This window comes from Phenylobacterium sp. (genome assembly GCF_036563385.1).
Lineage (GTDB): Bacteria > Pseudomonadota > Alphaproteobacteria > Caulobacterales > Caulobacteraceae > Phenylobacterium.
The window spans coordinates 450,219-467,942 of record NZ_DATCML010000011.1; the positions used below are offsets into that span (position 1 = coordinate 450,219).

At 70.5% G+C, this 17,724-nt stretch carries 22 protein-coding genes; 13 read left to right on the forward strand and 9 right to left on the reverse strand.

What is annotated here, in order from left to right:
- The first annotated feature begins 59 nt into the window (after window positions 1–59).
- The 4 genes from VIL67_RS10340 to VIL67_RS10355 are packed head-to-tail and all read left to right on the forward strand — an operon-like array spanning window position 60 to window position 2,146.
- The gene (locus VIL67_RS10340) at window positions 60–638 is read left to right on the forward strand and encodes a YqaA family protein (RefSeq protein WP_332048799.1); all 579 of its coding nucleotides are present in this window, start codon (window positions 60–62) and stop codon (window positions 636–638) included.
- Between the two features lie 28 nt (window positions 639–666).
- Window positions 667–1,176 (forward strand): disulfide bond formation protein B, encoded by a 510-nt coding sequence (locus VIL67_RS10345; RefSeq protein ID WP_332048800.1) that lies wholly within the window; start codon window positions 667–669, stop codon window positions 1,174–1,176.
- Window positions 1,173–1,736, forward strand: coding sequence for a demethoxyubiquinone hydroxylase family protein (locus VIL67_RS10350; protein ID WP_332048801.1), 564 nt, complete (start codon window positions 1,173–1,175; stop codon window positions 1,734–1,736). The genes VIL67_RS10345 and VIL67_RS10350 overlap by 4 nt, the downstream gene beginning before the upstream one ends.
- Window positions 1,737–1,777: 41 nt before the next feature.
- Window positions 1,778–2,146 (forward strand): EthD domain-containing protein, encoded by a 369-nt coding sequence (locus tag VIL67_RS10355; RefSeq protein WP_332048802.1) that lies wholly within the window; start codon window positions 1,778–1,780, stop codon window positions 2,144–2,146.
- Here the strand turns inward: VIL67_RS10355 and VIL67_RS10360 are convergent.
- Window positions 2,143–2,436, reverse strand: coding sequence for a hypothetical protein (locus tag VIL67_RS10360; RefSeq protein WP_332048803.1), 294 nt, complete (start codon window positions 2,434–2,436; stop codon window positions 2,143–2,145). The genes VIL67_RS10355 and VIL67_RS10360 overlap by 4 nt on opposite strands.
- Window positions 2,437–2,593: 157 nt before the next feature.
- Between VIL67_RS10360 and VIL67_RS10365 the strand changes: the two genes are divergently transcribed.
- Entirely contained in the window at window positions 2,594–2,872 is a 279-nt protein-coding gene (locus tag VIL67_RS10365) for a hypothetical protein (RefSeq protein WP_332048804.1), read from the forward strand.
- Between the two features lie 80 nt (window positions 2,873–2,952).
- Here the strand turns inward: VIL67_RS10365 and VIL67_RS10370 are convergent, their stop codons facing one another.
- From VIL67_RS10370 to VIL67_RS10390, 5 genes are all read right to left on the reverse strand, one after another.
- Window positions 2,953–3,357: a TadE/TadG family type IV pilus assembly protein gene (locus VIL67_RS10370; RefSeq protein ID WP_332048805.1), complete on the reverse strand. Its 405-nt coding sequence runs from the start codon at window positions 3,355–3,357 to the stop codon at window positions 2,953–2,955.
- Window positions 3,347–3,769 carry a TadE/TadG family type IV pilus assembly protein gene (locus VIL67_RS10375; RefSeq protein WP_332048806.1) on the reverse strand — a complete coding sequence of 141 codons (423 nt, stop codon included), beginning with the start codon at window positions 3,767–3,769 and terminating at the stop codon, window positions 3,347–3,349. Before VIL67_RS10375 ends, VIL67_RS10370 begins: the two co-directional genes overlap by 11 nt.
- Window positions 3,766–5,004 carry a pilus assembly protein TadG-related protein gene (locus tag VIL67_RS10380; RefSeq protein ID WP_332048807.1) on the reverse strand — a complete coding sequence of 413 codons (1,239 nt, stop codon included), beginning with the start codon at window positions 5,002–5,004 and terminating at the stop codon, window positions 3,766–3,768. Before VIL67_RS10380 ends, VIL67_RS10375 begins: the two co-directional genes overlap by 4 nt.
- Window positions 5,005–5,093: 89 nt before the next feature.
- A complete protein-coding gene (locus VIL67_RS10385; RefSeq protein ID WP_332048808.1) occupies window positions 5,094–5,885 on the reverse strand; it encodes an LOG family protein in 792 nt (263 codons plus the stop codon).
- 15 nt (window positions 5,886–5,900) lie between these two features.
- On the reverse strand, window positions 5,901–6,461 hold the full coding sequence (locus tag VIL67_RS10390) for an HNH endonuclease (RefSeq protein WP_332048809.1): 561 nt from the start codon (window positions 6,459–6,461) through the stop codon (window positions 5,901–5,903).
- A gap of 772 nt (window positions 6,462–7,233) precedes the next feature.
- Between VIL67_RS10390 and VIL67_RS10395 the strand changes: the two genes are divergently transcribed.
- From VIL67_RS10395 to VIL67_RS10405, 3 genes are read left to right on the forward strand one after another with little or no spacing between them, the layout of a single operon-like run.
- Complete coding sequence (locus VIL67_RS10395; RefSeq protein ID WP_332048810.1) at window positions 7,234–7,860, forward strand: TetR/AcrR family transcriptional regulator; 627 nt, start codon at window positions 7,234–7,236, stop codon at window positions 7,858–7,860.
- A 12-nt stretch (window positions 7,861–7,872) separates the two neighbouring features.
- The gene (gene gluQRS, locus VIL67_RS10400; protein WP_332048811.1) at window positions 7,873–8,709 is read left to right on the forward strand and encodes a tRNA glutamyl-Q(34) synthetase GluQRS; all 837 of its coding nucleotides are present in this window, start codon (window positions 7,873–7,875) and stop codon (window positions 8,707–8,709) included.
- Window positions 8,702–9,613 (forward strand): DMT family transporter, encoded by a 912-nt coding sequence (locus VIL67_RS10405; RefSeq protein ID WP_332048812.1) that lies wholly within the window; start codon window positions 8,702–8,704, stop codon window positions 9,611–9,613. The genes gluQRS and VIL67_RS10405 overlap by 8 nt, the downstream gene beginning before the upstream one ends.
- Before the next feature lie 109 nt (window positions 9,614–9,722).
- On the opposite strand, the gene VIL67_RS10410 is transcribed toward VIL67_RS10405, so the two are convergent.
- Window positions 9,723–11,150, reverse strand: a complete 1,428-nt coding sequence (locus VIL67_RS10410) for a protein adenylyltransferase SelO (RefSeq protein ID WP_332048813.1) — start codon at window positions 11,148–11,150, stop codon at window positions 9,723–9,725.
- 164 nt (window positions 11,151–11,314) lie between these two features.
- Here VIL67_RS10410 and VIL67_RS10415 point away from each other — a divergent pair, with 164 nt between their 5' ends.
- From VIL67_RS10415 to VIL67_RS10435, 5 genes are all read left to right on the forward strand, one after another.
- Entirely contained in the window at window positions 11,315–11,959 is a 645-nt protein-coding gene (locus VIL67_RS10415; RefSeq protein WP_332048814.1) for a DUF47 domain-containing protein, read from the forward strand.
- Between the two features lie 13 nt (window positions 11,960–11,972).
- The gene (locus tag VIL67_RS10420; RefSeq protein WP_332048815.1) at window positions 11,973–12,980 is read left to right on the forward strand and encodes an inorganic phosphate transporter; all 1,008 of its coding nucleotides are present in this window, start codon (window positions 11,973–11,975) and stop codon (window positions 12,978–12,980) included.
- Window positions 12,980–13,429 carry an NUDIX hydrolase gene (locus VIL67_RS10425; protein WP_332048816.1) on the forward strand — a complete coding sequence of 150 codons (450 nt, stop codon included), beginning with the start codon at window positions 12,980–12,982 and terminating at the stop codon, window positions 13,427–13,429. The genes VIL67_RS10420 and VIL67_RS10425 overlap by 1 nt, the downstream gene beginning before the upstream one ends.
- 117 nt (window positions 13,430–13,546) lie before the next feature.
- Window positions 13,547–15,187, forward strand: a complete 1,641-nt coding sequence (locus tag VIL67_RS10430) for a Na/Pi cotransporter family protein (RefSeq protein ID WP_332048972.1) — start codon at window positions 13,547–13,549, stop codon at window positions 15,185–15,187.
- A 77-nt stretch (window positions 15,188–15,264) separates the two neighbouring features.
- Window positions 15,265–16,344 (forward strand): hypothetical protein, encoded by a 1,080-nt coding sequence (locus tag VIL67_RS10435; protein ID WP_332048817.1) that lies wholly within the window; start codon window positions 15,265–15,267, stop codon window positions 16,342–16,344.
- Here the strand turns inward: VIL67_RS10435 and VIL67_RS10440 are convergent.
- Together VIL67_RS10440 and VIL67_RS10445 are read right to left on the reverse strand one after the other, a co-directional pair.
- The gene (locus tag VIL67_RS10440) at window positions 16,341–17,141 is read right to left on the reverse strand and encodes an SDR family NAD(P)-dependent oxidoreductase (RefSeq protein ID WP_332048818.1); all 801 of its coding nucleotides are present in this window, start codon (window positions 17,139–17,141) and stop codon (window positions 16,341–16,343) included. The genes VIL67_RS10435 and VIL67_RS10440 overlap by 4 nt on opposite strands.
- Window position 17,142: 1 nt before the next feature.
- Window positions 17,143–17,706 (reverse strand): carboxymuconolactone decarboxylase family protein, encoded by a 564-nt coding sequence (locus VIL67_RS10445; protein WP_332048819.1) that lies wholly within the window; start codon window positions 17,704–17,706, stop codon window positions 17,143–17,145.
- Window positions 17,707–17,724: the final 18 nt, after the last annotated feature.

Genomic DNA, 17,724 nt, shown 5'->3' on the forward strand with positions numbered 1-17,724 from the left:
GGCGAGACAGCGCCAGCGGCCCCTGCTAACAACGCGCGACCTCCCCACACGGACCGCCGATGTTCCGAAAGATGTACGACTGGGTGATGCGGCTGGCCGCGTCACGCCACGCGCCCCGTTCCTTGGCCATCGTGTCGTTCGCGGAGAGCAGTTTCTTCCCTATTCCGCCCGACGTGATGCTCGGGCCGATGGTGCTAGCCAGGCCGAACAAGGCGTTCCTCTACGCCGGCATCTGCACCATCGCGTCCGTGCTGGGCGGCCTGCTCGGCTACGCCATCGGCGTCTTCCTGGAGCCGGTGGGTCTGTTCATCCTGAAGATCTTCGGGCACCCGGAGGGCCGGGAGGAGTTCCAGCGCTGGTTCGACCAGTGGGGCCTGGGCGTGATCCTGATCAAGGGCCTGACCCCGATCCCCTACAAGCTGGTGACGATCAGCGCCGGCTTCGCCCGGTTCGACCTGTTCACCTTCATCTGGGCCTCGGTCCTCACCCGCGGGGTGCGGTTCTTCGCGGTGGCCGGGATCCTGAAGTACGCCGGCCCGGCCATGCTGAAGGAGTTCGAGCGGCGGCTGAACCTCTACTCGGTGCTGCTGCTGATCCTGCTGGTCGGCGGCATCCTGGCCGTGAAGGTCTTCCTGTAGCCGCCAGCTTGGGGTCTTATCGCGCGCGATGCTGAAGCCCTTCTTGGACCGCTGGCGGCTCGTCGCCCTGCTCGTGTCGGCCGGCATGCTGGCCACGGCCCATGCGTTCGAGACCTTCGGCGGCTACGCCCCCTGCACGCTGTGCCTGCGCCAGCGGGAGGTGTACTGGACCGCGCTCGCCCTGGGACTCGCGTTCATGGTGGTGGTCCGGCTGCCCGGCGGTCCCCGGTGGCGGGAGGCGACCTGCTGGGTGCTCGGCCTCGTGTTCCTGGTGGGGGCGGGCGTGGCCGCCTACCACGCCGGGGTGGAATGGAAGTTCTGGCCGGGGCCGACGACCTGTTCGTCCGGCGGCGCGGCAGGGGTCAGCCTCGGCGACATGCAGGCCTTCCTGAACGGGGCCGAGGTGCGGCCGCCGGCCTGCGACGAGGCCGCCTGGGTGTTCGCCGGGCTGTCGATGGCGGGTTGGAACGCGCTGGCTTCGCTGGGGTTGGTCGTGCTGAGCGTCCTGGCGGCGCTGCGCGAAAGGGCAAAGCGATGAGCGACAAGCCGGTCCCGCCTCGGCCCGGCCAAGGCGCGTTGCGCCAGCGACTGGCGGAGATCCTGCGGGTCGACCATGCGGGCGAGCTCGGCGCGGTCTCCATCTACCGCGGGCAGCGGGCCGTGCTCGGCCAGGCGCCCGGACGCGAGCGCATCAATGGCCAGCTCGCGGAGATGGAAGGCCACGAGGCCGAGCACCTGGCCCGCTTCGACCGGCTGCTCACCGAGCGACGGGTGCGCCCGACGGCGCTGGCGCCCGTGTGGCGGCTGGCGGGCTTCGCGCTGGGCGCCGGCACCGCCCTCCTGGGCGAGAAGGCCGCCCACGCCTGCACCGAGGCCGTAGAGACGGTGATCGAGGAGCACTACGCTGGCCAGGTGGCCGAGCTGGCTGAGCTGGAGCCCGAGCTGGCGGGCGAGCTGGAGCAATTCCGCCAGGAGGAGCTGTTCCACCGCGACCTCGCCGTCGACGAGGGCGCGCGCGAGGCGCCCGGCTATGCCCTGCTCTCGGCGGTGATCCGCAACGGCTGCCGCGCGGCGATCAAGATCAGCGAGAAGCTCTGAACCCCCTAGGCGACGGGGCGTCGCGGGCGCAGGCTCGCCGCATGATCAAGCTGACCTTCTGCCTGAGGCGGCTGCCGAGCCTCACCCGCGAGCAGTTCCAGGACTACTGGCTGAACACCCACGGCCCGCTGGTCGCCAGCGTCGCCGAGACCCTGCAGATCCGCCGTTACGTGCAGCTGCACAGCCTGCCCGCCGAGCTGAACGCCGGCATCCGCGCGAGCCGCGAGGGCCCCGAAGACTACGACGGTGTCGCCGAGCTGTGGTTCGACAGCTTCGACGCCCTGCTCGAGAACGGCCGGCGGCCCGAGGCCCGGGCCGCCGGCGCCCGTCTGCTCGATGACGAGCGAAAGTTCATCGACCTGCCGCGCTCGCCGCTGTGGTTCGGCGAGGAGCAGGTGATCGTCGGCTAGGGCTGCTGCGCCGGCCGGCCAGCTTCGGCCAGCGTGCCCGGCGCACGGCTGCCTTCCACCTCGGTGTTTGTCGTGCCGGCGGCGACCATTTCGCTGGAGCCGCCGTTGTCGCGCGGGCGGGCGACGAAGACGGCGATCAGGATGATCAGGCTCGCCGCAATCAGCAGCCAGACGGCCTTGCGGCCGCCCGGTTTGGAATTCACAGGCGCGCCATTGGCGCGCACCCGGCCGTCATCGACACCGGGGGCGGAATCGGCCGCATTTGTGCGGGTCTCTCTGGGGTTCTGCATCGGACATCTCCCGTGGGGCCTGCCTCAACCGGGCAGGGCGCGGCAGGTTCCGGAGCCGAGCTCCATCCCTTCAGGTTGCACTCGCCAGAAAGCACAGCTTCCGGGGAGTCGCGCAAGCGCAGGAGTTCTGTTTTTGTTCTTCCCACGGAGGCGCGCCATGGCGGACGGGACAACTCACATCGCGACGGCCTATGCGGCGCCGCGGCTGGCGCAGGCGACGCAGGCGCGCTCCAGCCTTTGGGCGCGCTGCCGTTGCGGTCACGTGGCGGCGATCGATCCCACCCACTGGATCGGGCAAGGCCTGTCGCGCCAGCCGGTGGAGAACCTGGAAGGGCGGCTGCGCTGCGTCTGCGGCGCGCGTCGCGTGCGGCTGGAGGTGCGCGGCCTCTCGGAAGCGCCGCAGGGTGTGACCGGCGGAATCTACGTCTTCCGCTGAGGCCTCCCACCGATCGAAGGCGAAGACCGCCGCGTCAAGCGTTCGTGGGCGCCCGTCCCTCGCCGCGCTCGAAGATTTCCTTAGCTCGGCAGCACGGGCACCACCGTCTCGGCGTGGAACTGCAGGGTGCGCGCCGGAACGAAGGGGATGCTCAGCGGATGGCTGTAGTCGGCCGTGGCGCGGGCCAGCTGCGGCGCGGAGCCCTGTCGCGCCAGCGTTACGCTGACGGTGCGCTCGCCTACGATGCTCGTGACGCGGGCGCGCACGTCCGCCGCCAACTGCGCTTCGGTGAGGTCGGGGTTCAGCACGATGGTTCGCGCGCTGCGCTCCAGCGCCCAGCGCACGGTCGATCCACAGTGCAGCGCCCAACCGAGGTGGATGATCCCCAGCATGAACAGGAAGAACACCGGCGCGATGACCGCGGTCTCCACCGCGGTCGTCCCGTCTTGGGCCCTGCGAAAGCGCTGCAACACCTCAGCGGACACGGATCACCTCGTGCTCCGTCATGCCGGCCTGCCGCACAGCGCCATCGAAGCTGCTGCTGGCCGTCAGTGTCACGAACACCGCCGGAGGCTGTCCTCCCGAACAGGTGGCGCTGCAGACCGTGACCGTCGTCGCGCACTTGCACGCGCGGCTGACCGTGACCACCCCGTCGTCGGAACGGCGCGACCAAGCGGCGAGCGTCGTGGCGCGAGCCTGAGCGTCGTCGGTCCCGCCCACCTGATAGTAGCGGGCGCCGGTCTGCAGAGCGGTGCGCATGTCGAGCGCCTGGCGCGTCGCTGTCCAGCCGTCGACGCCCATCACCACCACCAGGGCCAGGATCGGCGAGATCAAGGCGAACTCCAGGGCGGTGACCCCGCGCCGGTCGCCTGCGAAAGTGCGAAGGCGGGCGATCATTCGGCGAGCCTCACCACCTGACGGCCCGGAATGGCGGCCATGCCGCGGGCGCTGCAGTCCATCTGGAGGGAGGCGTTGCCGGACCAGGAGACGGTGTTGGCGATAATGTGGGTGCAGCCGCCCGCGCCGGAATAGCTGCCTTGGTAGGCGACGGCCTGGGACGGGAAGTAGAGGTCGCCCGTCAGGTTTGAGGTGGCGTCGCCGTTGAAGACGTTCTCGGCGTTCTGGCTGTTGTCCCGGTCGCCGAAGAACAGGATTCCGGCATAAGTCCCACTGGTAGGCGCGGACAAGGTGAGGTGCGCCCCGCCGTTCATCCGCACCCGGGCGTTGCCTTCCAGGAAGATGGTCACGCCCGTCCCTCTGATGACCGCGTTGGCGTTCGCCTTGAAGTCGCCAGACAGGAAGTAGAGCCCGGGCTGCAGTTCCACCTCGTCCTTCAGGTCCATGCCCGCGCAGTAGCGGCCGGGCTGGAGCACCGCGCCGTTGTCGTTCTTGCAGCCGCCGGAGGGTTGCGCCGGCTCGGGTACGTCGCGGAAGGGATCGAGCACCGGGGGCGCCTGGGTGATCGGCGCGGGGCAGTCGCTCAGGGTGATGCCGTCCTTGTTGGCCACGCCCCCAGCGGAGATCGCACACGAGGCGGCGAGCCGCGCCGCGCCCCAGACGTTGAGGGCGTCGTCGGCGCCGGAGTTAGCCACCACGTCGCAGCCGGTGAGGTTCATACGCGCGCTTCCGCGGATGTCGACAGCCGGGCTGGCGGTGCGGCTGAGCGCCAGGACGCAGGCGTTCGAGGCGACGCGGTAGACGCCCACGGCGCGAGTCCGGAACTGAAGCGGTCGGTCGGTGAGAACGGCGGAGAAGAACCTTGGCTCGGACTGGGTGAGCAGCACCTCCACGGCATCGGCCCCGGCATTCGGGCCGCTGGCCGGCGGGGTGTTGACGGTGATCCCCCCGCCCGTGGCCTGCCAGCCATTTTCGGTCGCCGCCGCAGTGGCCGCGCCACGGATGGTGTCCGTGCTCGCGCCGCGCAGGCGCTCCAGTCCGCCCGAGTAGGCGGCCGCGTCGGCCGCCGATTGCAGTCGCACCTGGCGGTAATAGTGGTAGCTCGTCTCCACCGAGAACGCCGCGCCAGCCGCCACCAGCGGCATACCGACGGCGAAAACGATGGCGACGTTGCCGCGCTCGGAGCGGTGCAGCCGGCGCAGAAGACGGCGGACGGAGTGGCGGCGGAGGGGCATTCAGGCGCTTCCGGAGATCCGGACCCAAAACTCAAAACTGGGTCAGGACTTCGCATGCGCCGGGTAAATAGGCTGCTGAAGAGTTTGGTTTATCTGGGCCCCGGCGCGGTCTGCTCGATCTCAGCGTGCGGCTTCAAACCCCGACGGAGCAGCTCCTCCCAGACGCCGTCCGGGCTCTCGGCGAAGCCGAACAGGTCGAAGTCCCTCTCGGCGATCATTCCGTGCCGGACCATCTCGTCAAAGTTGAGGATCGAGCGCCAGTAGCCCTCGTCGTAGAGCACCACCGGGATCTGCGGCGACTTGCCGGTCTGGCGCAGGGTCAGGATCTCGAACAGCTCGTCCAGGGTGCCGAAGCCGCCGGGGAAGACCACCAGCGCATTGGCCCGCATCGCCAGGTGCATCTTGCGCATGGCGAAGTAGTGGAAGCGGAACGTCAGCTCGGGGGTGGAGAAGCGGTTCGGCTCCTGCTCGTGCGGCAGGGTGATGTTGAAGCCCACCGAGGGCGCGCCGACGTCGGCCGCGCCGCGGTTGGCCGCCTCCATGATCCCGGGCCCGCCGCCGGTGGCGATGACGTTGTCGCGCACCGGGCCGCCCTCCAGGAAGGCGCCGCCGCGCTCCGAGGCCAGGCGGCCGAACTCGCGGGCTGCGGCGTACCAGCTGGCGTGCCGCCCCTCCCCGTCCTCGCGGATCCGGGCGGAGCCGAACACCACGATCGTCGAGCGAACGCCCCAGGCCTTCAGCGCCAGGTCGGCCTTGGCGAACTCAAGCAGGAAGCGCACGCCGCGCATGCTGTCGGAAAGCAGGAAGTCGGTGTCGTGGACAGCCAGCCGATAGGAGGGCGAGGCCATCTGGGCGGTGTTGGGGTGCAGTTCGTCGGCCATGGGAGGCCGTGTCTATTAGGCCTCGAGCTCGATGTCCCAGTAGAGGTAGTCGATCCAGCTTTCGTGCAGGTGGTGCGGGGGAAAGCGGCGGCCCCGCTCCTGCAGTTCGAAGGCGGACGGGCGGCGGGGCTTCATGTGCGGCTGCATGTGGGCCTCGTGGGGCGTGCGGCCGCCCTTGCGCAGGTTGCACGGGGCGCAGGCGGTGACGATGTTTTCCCAGGTGGTCCGCCCGCCGCGCGAGCGCGGGATCACGTGGTCAAAGGTCAAGTCGTCGGTGGAGCTGCAGTACTGGCAGCTGAAGCTGTCGCGCAGGAACAGGTTGAAGCGGGTGAAGGCCGGCGGGCGGTCCTGCGCCACATAGCTCTTCAGCGCCACGACGCTCGGCAGGCGCATCTCGAAGGAGGGCGAGTGGACCTTCTGGTCGTAGGTCGAGACCACGTCGACGCGGTCCAGGAACACCGCCTTGATCACCTCCTGCCAGGGCCAGAGGGACAGCGGGTAGTAGCTGAGCGGGCGGAAGTCCGCGTTCAGCACGAGGGCGGGCCAGCCCGACGGCGGATGGCTAAGCACCTGCATCGCCGGACCCTCCGCGGCGCCGGAAGGCGCCTATGACGTACGCGAGTGGACTGAAGACCAAGCCCCTTGTTGCGTGACGCGCCAGCCCGTGACGGCTGCGAGATCCAGGATAGCGAAGATTCGGCGACTTCTCCATGACGGCGCTCTTCGAACGCCGTAAGCCCCGCCAGCGATCCCGAAGGCGCGGCGGGGCTAGCTGCGGAGCACGTCAGGCGCCGAGGACAGCGGTGGCGCCGGCGACGGTGAGGCCCATGGCGACGATGGCGAAGGAGGCCACCACGTCGAGCGTGCGGTTGAAGAGGATCGACATCTCTCATTCCTTTTTCTGCGGCGGCCGGACCGTCCGGCCGCCATGCCCATCTGGACAATGTTTAGATAGCACGCATCTGAACGCTGCCTAGATGACGATTTACGCTGTACCGGTATGCGGTTTTGCATGTGGGGCCGCTCCGCGCTCTGCGCATGGCGGCAAAGAAAAAGGGCCCCGGGGAGGGGGCCCTTCTCCGGTCGGCCGAGCGCCTGCGATCAGCTGCCGAGCGAGGCCGTTGCGGCTGCGGCCGTGAGGCCGAGGAACAGCAGCATGGCTGGGGCGATGCGATCGAAGAGGCGTTCGAACCTGGTGATTGCGAGAGACATGGAGACACACACCTTTCAGTTTGAACCCCGGGGGAGCGGGGGCGTTTCTTATTTGAACATCGCTAAGATAACAGCGATCTGAGCGTCGTCAAGATGATCTTTACGGCGATCAGATTGAGAATTACAGTGACGCCCGATGAGAGAATCTCACGCCGCTGAAGCCCGGCCCTACCACCACGGCGATCTTCGCCGCGCGCTCGTGGACGCCGCCCGGCGGCTCCTGGAGGCGGACGGCCCCAGCGCCCTGTCGCTGCGTGCGGTGGCCCGGGAGGCGGGGGTGAGCCCCGCCGCGCCCTACCACCACTTCAAGGACAAGGGCGAACTGCTCGACGCTGTGGCCCAGGAGGGCTGGCAGAAGCTGGACGAGGCCATGTCGGCGGCGAAGGCGCGGGCCGAAGGCCACCAGAAGCTCACGGCGCTGGGCCTCGCCTATGTCTGCTTCGCGCGCGACAACCCCGCCCTGTACCGGGTGATGTACGACGCTGCCCGGGACAAGGAAGCCCTGCCCGATCAGATGGAGAACGGGGAGGACAGCGCCTACTGCAAGGTGCGCACCACCATGGTGGAGCTGGGCGCGGACCCGGTGGCCGAGGTCGACCTGGAACTCGCCACAGTGGCGGCCTGGTGCGCCGCCCATGGGCTCGCCGAGATGGCCGGCTTCAAGCAGTTCACCCACCTGAAGGACACGCTCGGCGGCGAGGAGGCCTTCCTGCGTGCGGTGCTCAACCACATGGGGCTGTTCCCGAGCGCGCACCGGGCCTGATACACGGCCCGGGTGACCGACGCCTTCGTCACCCGCTTCGCCCCCTCCCCCACCGGATGGCTGCACCGCGGCCACGCGTTCTCCGCTCTGAGCGCCTTCGAGGCCGCGCGCGTCGCGGGGGGCCGCTTCATTTTGCGCATCGAGGACATCGACCGCACACGCTGCCGACCGGAGTACGAGGCCGGGATCTTCGAGGACCTCGCCTGGCTCGGCCTCGAGTGGGAGACGCCGGTGCGACGCCAGTCCGAGCACATGGCCGACTACCAGCGCGCCCTGGACGACCTGGCGGCGCGGGGCCTGCTCTACCGCTGCTTCCGGACGCGCAAGGAAATCGCCGAGGAGATCGCGCGGGCCCCGCACGGGGCGATGGAGGTGTTCCGGGGCGCGCCCTTGTCCGCCGAGGAAGAAGCCCGCCGGCTGGCGGCGGGCGAGCCCTTCGCCTGGCGGCTGTCCCTCGAGGCGGCGGCCGGCGTGCTCGGCGGCTTCGCGGACCTCCACTTCACGGACGAGCATCGCGGCCGAGTCCAGGCGACTCCGGCCGTTGGAGGCGACGTGGTGCTGGCCCGCAAGGACGTGGGCGTGGCCTACCATCTGGCCGTGGTGGTCGACGACGCGCTGCAGGGGATCACCCACGTGATCCGCGGCGAGGACCTCTTCGAGGCGACGCATGTGCAGCGGCTGCTGCAGGCCCTGCTGGGTCTTCCCGTCCCGCTCTACCGCCACCACCGGCTGCTGACCGGGCCCGACGGGAAGCGCTACGCCAAGCGCGACCGGGCCGAGACGCTGCGCGAGCTGCGCGGACGCGGTATGAGCCCGGCGGACCTTAAGCGGGAGATGGGGCTTGGCTGAACGGACGCCGTCGGCGGCGGAGCGGTGGCAGGCGTTGGGCGTGCTGCTGTTCGGGGCGGCGGTGATCGGGCTGTCGCCGATCCTCGTGCGGCTGGCCGACGCTGGGCCAGCCGCGGCAGGGTTCTGGCGGCTGGCCTTCGCGCTGCCCCTGCTGCTGGCCATGACCTGGCGGACCTCGGGCGGTCCGTCCCTCCCCTCGCGCTATGCCCTGGCCGCCGGTGTGATGTTCAGCCTGGACCTGGGATTCTGGCACTACGGGATCAGCTACACCTCGGTGACCAAGGCCACGGTGCTGACCAACCTGACGCCGGTGGTGGTCACCGCCTTCGCCTGGATCTTCCTGAAGGAGCGGCCCCGCGCGCTGTTCCTGGCCGCGGTGGCCCTGGCGGTGGCCGGCGCTTGGACGATGGCGGTGTCGAAAGGCGCCGGGCGGCCGGGGCCCAACGAGCCGCTAGGGGACGCGCTCTCGCTGACCACCGCGCTTTGGTACGCCTTCTACATGCTGGCCATGGGGGAGGGTCGCAAGCGCGAGACCACCGGCCGGCTGATGTTCTGGTCAGGCGCGGTGGGCGCGCCCCTGATGCTGGCCGCCGCGCTGCTGTTCCGCGAGCGCCTGCTGCCGGCCACCGCCGGCGGCTGGGCGGCCTGCCTCGGGCTGGGGCTGATGCACGTGGTGGGGCAGGGCTCGATCGCCTGGGCCATGGGCCGGCTGCCGACGTCGACCGCCTCGGTGGTGGTGGTGGTCCAGCCGGTGGTGGCCGCTGTACTGGGCTGGCTGCTGTTCCAAGAGATCCTGGGGCCGCTGCAGGCGCTGGGGGCCGCGGTGGCGCTCTCCGGCGTCGTGCTGGCGCAGTTGGCGTCGCGGCCGCGCGGCGTCAGCCCGGGCTCGCCAGCAGGCCCATGACATAGACGACGAGCAGGATCGGCAGCGGCACCGTGGCGATCCAGCGAAGGGCCCCGCGCATGGCGGTCTCCCGGAGACGTCCCTGCCGAGCGAACGGCAGGGCCGCGGGTCAGGTTCCTTGCGCGGGCAGGCCCCAGGCGACGCGCGCCGTCTCAAGCTTGGCGAGCTTGGCCTCGAAGGGCTCCCAGTCATCCCGCTCGGCGATGGGCGCCCAGATCTCCTCGATCTCGTCGTAGAGCAGTTCCTCGGGTTCCGGGCCCTGGAAGTAGGCGGCCGAGAGCCGCTCGGGCCGCTCCGGCGCATAGGGCGCCAGCAGGCTGCGGAACTCGTCGAAGGCCTCCCCGCGGTAGATGTCGGCCCGGCGGCTGGACAGGGCGCGGTCCTGCGACTTGCAGAACCAGTCGAAGAAGAAGGGCTCCCAGCGCAGCGCCTCGCCGCCCTCCGCAAGCCCCTTGAACGCCGACTGCACGAGGGCAGCGTCCTCCTCGTCGCTGCGCGGCGCGAGGCCCAGCCGGTCGAGCATGGCGGCCATCAGCTCCTGCCGGTAGGCCGGGCCGAAGCCGTTCAGAACCTCGATCAACGCATCTGTTTCGGCGACGTAGGTCAGGCAGCCGGCCAGTTGCTGCAGGTTCCAGAACACCGCCTCGGGCTGGCGGCCGAAGGCGTAGAGCCCCTGCTGGTCGAAGTAGGCGGCCGTGAACGCCGGGTTGGATCGCGGCAGGAACCGGTAGGGGCCGTAGTCGAAACTCTCCCCCGTCAGGCTCATGTTGTCGGTGTTGAGCACGCCGTGCACGAAACCGGCCGCCATCCAGCGGGCGGTGAGCCGGGCCATCCGGGCGGTGACGGCGCGCAGCAGGGCCACCGGCCGGTCGGTCTCGCCGGAGAGATCGGGGTAGTAGTGCTCGACCACGTGGTCGACCAGGGCCGTGATCCGGTCGGGCCGCTCGAAGAAGGCGTGGCGCTGGAAGGTCCCGAACCGGATGTGGCTGTGCGAGAGGCGCACGAGCACCGAGGATCGTGTGGGGCTGGGCTCGTCGCCGCGGACCAGTTCCTCGCCTGTCTCCACCAGGGAGAACGAGCGGGAGGTGGGCACGCCCAGCGCCTCGAGCAGGGCGGTGGCGAGCACCTCGCGCACCCCGCCCTTGAGCGTCAGCCGCCCGTCGCCGGACCGCGACCAAGGGGTGCGGCCCGACCCCTTGGTCCCCAGGTCGAGCAGGCGCCCCGTTCCCTGCTCCCGGAGCTGGGCGAAGACGAAGCCGCGCCCGTCGCCGAGCTCGGGGTTGTAAACCCGGAACTGGTGGCCGTGGTAGCGCTGCGCGAGCGGCGGGTCGATGTTGTCCGGCAAGGGGGTGAAGCGGCCGAAGTGGGCGATCCACTCCTCGTCGGTGAGGGTCTCCAGCCCGACGGTCGCCGCCGCGCGATCGTTGCGGTAGCGCAGGATGGTCTTGGGAAAGGCCTCCGCCTGGACGGGATCGGCGAACTCCGCGCCGAGCTGGGGAAACATCGGGTCGGGGCGGTAGGCGGGCGAGACCGGCATCCCGCCCACATGAGGGCTGTGGACCTGAGGCACAAGCGCGACCTCGGGAGCCGGCAGGCGAACCCACCGGGGCCGCGGCCGGTTTAGGCGGGTAGCGCCGCGGGCGGCTTCACAAAACTGTCACAAGCGCCTAGAGCGCAGCATCCTCTGGGAGGCGCTGACGCATGATCCGATGGTTCCAGGCCCTGATGCCTCGCGAGGAAGGCTTCTTCGACCTGTTCGAGGCCCATGCGCGGACGCTGTGCGCCGGCGCACGCTCCCTGCGCCAGCTGCTGGAGGGCGGCCCGGGCGTGCCGGAGCACTGCGCCGCTGTGGCGCGGCACGAGGAGGAGGCCGACCGCATCGCCCGCGAGGTGATGCTGGCCGTCAGCCGCACCTTTATCACCCCCTTCGACCGTGCCGACATCCGCAACCTGATCAGCTCGATGGATGACGCCATCGACCAGATGCACAAGACGGCCAAGGCCGTGACCCTGTTCGAACAGCGCGACTTCCAGCCGCTGATGCCGGTGCTGGGCGACGTGATTGTGAAGTCCGCCGACCTCACCGCCGAGGCGGTGCCGCTGCTGCGCCAGCTGCGCAACAACGCCACCCAGATCAACGGCATCACCGAGCAGATTGCGAAGCTGGAGGAGGACTCCGACGGCCTCTACGACCGCGGCATGTCCGAGCTCTATCGCGGGCCGGCGCGCCAGGACCCGATGGCGTTCATCGTGGGCGCCGAGATCTACGACCACCTGGAGAAGGTGGTGGACCGTTTCGAGGACGTCGCCAGCACGATCAGCGGCGTGCTGATCGAGCACCTCTAGGTCCGCACCCGCCGTGGACCCGTTCCTGCTCCTGGTCTTCCTGGTCGTCGTCGCCCTGGCGTTCGACTTCCTGAACGGGCTGCACGACGCCGCCAACTCCATCGCCACGATCGTCTCGACCCGCGTCCTGCCCGCGAACTACGCGGTGATGTGGGCGGCCTTCTTCAACTTCATCGCCTTCCTGGTCTTCCCGCTGCATGTGGCGAACACGGTGGGCAAGGGCATCATCGACCCGGAAATCATCTCCGACGCGGTGATCTTCGGCGCCCTGGGGGGCGCGATCACCTGGAACGTCATCACCTGGCTGCTCGGGATCCCCTCGTCCTCGTCCCACGCCCTGATCGGCGGCCTGCTCGGCGCCGGCATGGCCAAGGCCGGCCTCGACCCGGTGGTCTGGGCGGGCGTGATCAAGACCGCCAGCGGCATCGTCATCTCGCCGACGCTGGGCTTCATGCTGGCCCTGCTGCTGGTGCTGCTGGTGTCGTGGCTGTTCCTGCGGAGCACCCCGGCCTTCGCGGACTCCACATTCCGGAAGCTGCAGTTCGTCTCCGCCTCGCTCTTCTCGCTTGGCCACGGCGGCAACGACGCGCAGAAGACCATGGGGATCATCGCCGTCCTGCTGTATTCGCATGGACACCTCGGCGGCGAGTTCCACGTACCGTTTTGGGTGGTCATCACCTGCCAGCTGGCCATGGGCCTCGGCACGCTGATGGGGGGCTGGCGGATCGTGCACACCATGGGCTCGCGGATCACCCGGCTGTCGCCGCAGCAGGGCTTCTGCGCCGAGACCGGCGGCGCGCTCGCCCTGTTCTTCTTCACCAACCTCGGCATCCCGGTCTCGACGACCCACACCATCACGGGCTGTATCGTCGGCGTGGGCGCGGCGCGGCGGGTGTCGGCGGTGCGCTGGAGCATCGCGGGGCGCATCGTCTGGGCGTGGATCATCACCCTGCCGGCCGCGGGCGCCATGGGCGCGGCGTTCTACTTCCTCGCCCGCCTGGGCGACCGGCTGTTCGGCTGATGGGCCGCAAGGCGGACATCCGGGTCGAGCCCGACCGCGAGCCGCGCGAACAGTACGCCGCCCTGCCCTGGCGCCGCGGCGCCAACGGCGCCGTCGAGGTGCTGCTGATCACGTCGCGCGAGACCCGCCGGTGGGTGATCCCCAAGGGCTGGCCGATCAAGGGGCTGAAGTCGCCGAAGTCGGCGGCGCGGGAGGCCTACGAGGAGGCGGGCGTCACCGGCGACGTGGGCAAGCAGAAGGTGGGCGTCTACCACTACGAAAAGCGGCTCGCGAGCGGCCGGCTGCAGCATGTGAAGGTCACCGTCTATCCGCTGCGTGTGGAGGCGGAGGCCGACAGCTGGCCCGAGAAGGGCCAGCGCGAGAAGCTCTGGACCTCGATCGACGATGCGGCCCCCCGGGTCGCGGAGCCTGAGCTGCAGAGCCTGATCGCGGCGTTTCGCCCCAAGTAGTCTCCGAAGCCGCCGCGTGTCGGCGTTGCCGTATGGCGTGAACGGAGTCTCAATCGGGAGTCCGGCCTACTACCGGCGCAACGGAGCCCGACAGCCATAGACCTGACCCTCACCCTCCTGGAGCTCGCCGGCTTCGCCGCCCTTCTGCTGTGGGGCGTGCACATGGTGCAGACCGGCGTCCAGCGCACGTTCGGGCCGAAGCTGAAGGCCTTCCTGGCGGCGGCGATCCGCAACCGCCTGAAGGCGTTCGGCGCCGGGGCGGCCGTGACGGTGGCCCTGCAGTCCAGCACCGCCACGGCGCTGATGCTCACCGCCTTCCAGGCTGGCGGGCTGGTCGAGCTCGCCCCAGCCCTGGCGGTGATGCTCGGGGCCAATGTGGGCACCAGCCTGGTGGTCCAGGCCCTCTCCTTCGACATCGCGCCGCTCGCCCCCATCCTGGTGCTGGCCGGCGTGGTGCTGTTCCGGCGCGCCCAGGATGCGCCGCACGACTTCGGCCGCGTGCTGATCGGCCTGGGCCTGGTGCTCACCGCCCTGCACCAGTTCCTCGCCCTGCTGGAGCCCCTGGTCGCCGCGCCGGGCGCCCAGGCCTTCCTCGCACAGGTGGGTGGCTACACGCCCCTGGCCGTCATCGTGGCCGCGGTGTTCACCTGGGCGGCGCACTCCAGCGTGGTCACGGTGCTGCTGGCCATGTCCCTGGCCACGGCGGGGGTCGTGCCGCTGGAGACCGGCGTCGCCCTGGTGTTGGGCGCCAACCTGGGCTCGGCCCTGAACCCGCTGCTCGAGGGCGCGGACTGGACCGACCCCGCGGCGCAGCGCCTGCCGCTCGGCAACCTGCTGAACCGGCTGGTGGGGCTGGCCCTCGTGATGAGCGCCTTCGGCCTGCTCGCCCCCTTGGTCGCCCGCCTGGGGCCGGACGCCGGCCGGGCGCTCGCCAACTTCCACACCCTGTTCAACCTGGGCCTGGCGGTCCTCTTCCTGCCCTGGGTGCGGGCCTATGCGCGGCTGATGGCGCGCCTGCTGCCGGCGCGGCCGGCCGCCGATCCCGGCGCGCCGCTGTACCTCGATCCGGAGGCGCGAAGCACGCCCTCGGTCGCGCTCGGCGCCGCCACGCGCGAGGCGCTTCGTATGACCGACACCCTGGAGGAGATGCTGAAGGGCCTGCGCGAGGCGCTGCTCGCCGGCAGCCGCACCCCGATCCAGGCCACCAAGCAGCTGGACGACGTCCTGGACCGGCTGAACACCGCCATCCGTGCCTACCTGATCTCAATTCCCACCGAGCGCCTGACGCCGGACGAGGCGAACCGGCTGGCCCGCGTCCTGACCTTCGCCACCAATATGGAGCACGCCGGCGACCTGGTGGACCGCAACCTGCTGAGCGTCGCCACGCGCAAGCTGAAGCGCGGGGTGGTGTTCTCGCCGGAGGGCGAGGCGGATCTCGTCAACCTCGTGGACCGGCTGATGGCCAACGTCCGGCTGGCGGCGGCGGCCTTCGTCAGCGGTGACGCGAGCGCCGCCCGTCTGCTGGTCGCCGAGAAGGAGTCCTTCCGCGAGGTGGAGGCTGACGCGGTCCGCGCCCACTTCGGCCGGCTGCAGTCGGGCGACGCCAACACGGTCGACACCAGCTCGTTGCATCTGGACGCTTTGCGCGACCTGAAGCGGGTCAACTCCCACCTGGTGGAGGGCGCCGCCTATCCGGTGCTGGAAGCTGCCGGCGAACTCCTGCGCACCCGCCTGCGGCCGGTCGCCAGCCGCGGCTGAGGCCTTGGCCACGCCCGCGGACCGGCGTTAGGCTCAGCCCTGAGACGCGGCGGAGACCGCGCCCAGGGAGGACTGCCATGAGACCCTCACGCCTTGCGGCCGCGCTGGCGGCCGCCGCGCTCGCCACCCTCGCCGCCCCGCCCGTCGCCGCGGCGCAGGCGCCCGCCGCCTCCGCCTGGAAGGCGCCGCGCAACGCCTGGGGCCAGCCTGACCTGCAGGGCGTGTGGACGAACGCCACGATCACGCCGCTGGAACGGCCGGCGCAGTTCAACAGCCTCGTCATCCCCGAGGCGGAGGCGCGGAAGCTGGAGGCGGCTAACGCCCAGCAGAACGCCGAGGGGCTGAAGCCCACCGACCCCAATGCCAAGGTCACCGACCTGCCGGTCGACTGCGGCCGCGGCTTTCGCGGCACCGATTGCGGCTACAACAGCTTCTGGGTGGATCCCGGCACGCGGGTGATCCGCATCGGCGGTCAGGCCCGGTCCTCGATCATCGTCGACCCGCCCAATGGCAAGCTGCCGCCGCTGACCGAGGCGGCGCGCCAGCGGATGGCCCAGCGGTTCGGGCGGAACAATCCGCGCGCCTTCGACGGGCCCGAGATGCGCTCGCTTGGCGAGCGCTGCATCCTGTCGTTCGGCACCAGCGCCGGCCCACCGATGCTGCCGCTGCTCTACAACAACACCTACCAGATCGTGCAGGGGAAGGACGAGATCGCCATCCTGGTGGAGATGGTGCACGACGTTCGCATCGTGCGGCTGAACGCCAAGCCCCTGCCCGCCTCGGTCAAGCAGTGGATGGGCGACTCCATCGGCCGCTGGGAGGGCGACACCCTGGTGGTGGAGACCTCCAACATGCGACCCGAGCAGGGCCTGCGGGGCGCCAGCGGCGGGACGCAGAAGATCACCGAGCGGTTCACCCGCGTGGCGCCCGACCAGATCCTCTACAGCTTCACGATCGACGACCCGGCGACCTACACCGCCCCGTTCACCGGCGAGGTGGCGATGAACGCCACCAAGGGGCCGATCTACGAGTACGCCTGCCATGAGGGGAACTACGCGCTGGAGGGCATCCTCGCCGGCGCGCGGGCGATGGAGAAGCAGGGCCGCGTCCCGACCTCTGACCCGGTGGCGGACCTGGCCGGGGAAGGCGGCGGCTAGCCGATCCGCACGCCCATGCCGCCGTCCACCGGCAGGATGGCGCCGGTCACAAACCGGGCCTCGTCGGAGGCGAGGAACAGGGCCGCGTAGGCGGTGTCCCAGGCCGTGCCCATCTCGCCCAGCGGCACGCGTGCGTTCCGCTCGGCCCGGACCTCGGCCTCGCTGCGGCCCGAGCCGCGGGCGATGCCCGCCACCGCCATGGGGGTGTCCATCAGGCCGGGCTGGACGGCGTTGCAGCGCACCCGGTGACGGGCGTTGGCCTGGGCGACGCTGGTGGTCAGCCGGTTCACCGCCGCCTTGGAGACCTCGTAGGCGGTCTGGTTTCCGCCGGCGACCGCGGCCAGCGACGAGGTGTTGACGATCGCGCCGCCGCCCCGCTCGCGCATGGCCGGCAGGGCCGCGCGGATGGTCAGCCACATGCCCTTCAGATTGACATCGAGGATGCGGTCGAACGCCTCCTCGGTCAGCCGGTGGGCGGGCCCGTCGCCGCCGCCGCCGATGCCCACGTTGTTGACCAAGACGTCCAGCGCGGCAAGCCGGGCGAGCGCCGTCTCGACGATGCGGGCGCAGTCGGCGGGGCGGACGATGTCGGCCTCCAGCGCCAGGGCCTCGCCGCCGTCCTGGGCCACCAGGGCGGCGGTCTCCTCGGCGCGCGCGCCGTGCCGATCGACGCAGAGGACCCGGGCGCCTTCCTTGGCGAACAGCAGGGCCATGGCGCGGCCGTTGCCGACCGTCTCGCCCGGCGTCTGGCCGGCGCCCACCACCACCGCGGCCTTCCCGGCCAGCCGGCCCGCCACCTCAGTAGCCCTTCAGCTCGGGATCGAGGGTCTGGCCCTCGTCCAGCTGCACCCCGAACGTGTTCAGCATCATCGAGACCTGGGTGTACTGGCCAGCGGTGAACACCAGGTCCATGCACTGCTTCTCGCTGAAGTGGCGGCGAAGCTGGGTCCAGGTGGGCTCGGTGATGAACTGGTCGTGGTGCAGCTCGTCGCTGGCGCGGATCAGCGCGGCGTCGGCCGGGCTCCAGCCGGCGTCCGGGCCCTGCTTGATGCGGGCGACCTCGTCTTCGGTCAGGCCGGACTGCAGGCCGATGCGGGTGTGCTGGGTGAACTCGTAGCCGGAGCGGCAGAGGTAGCCGATCCGCAGGATCACGATCTCCCGCTCGCGGGGCGGCAGGTCGTTGCGGCGGGAGAGCACATAGCCGCCCCAGGCGTTGAAGCGGGTGAGCGCCTTGGGCGCGTGCGCCAGGGTGCGGAAGATGTTGAGCACCGGGCCGGGCCGGAAGGCCTCCAGCGCCTCCTTCTGCTCGGGGTTCAGCTGGTCGTCGGAAAGCGGCGCGATGCGCGGCCGGCTCAATCTCATGGCGGTTCTCCCCTTGGC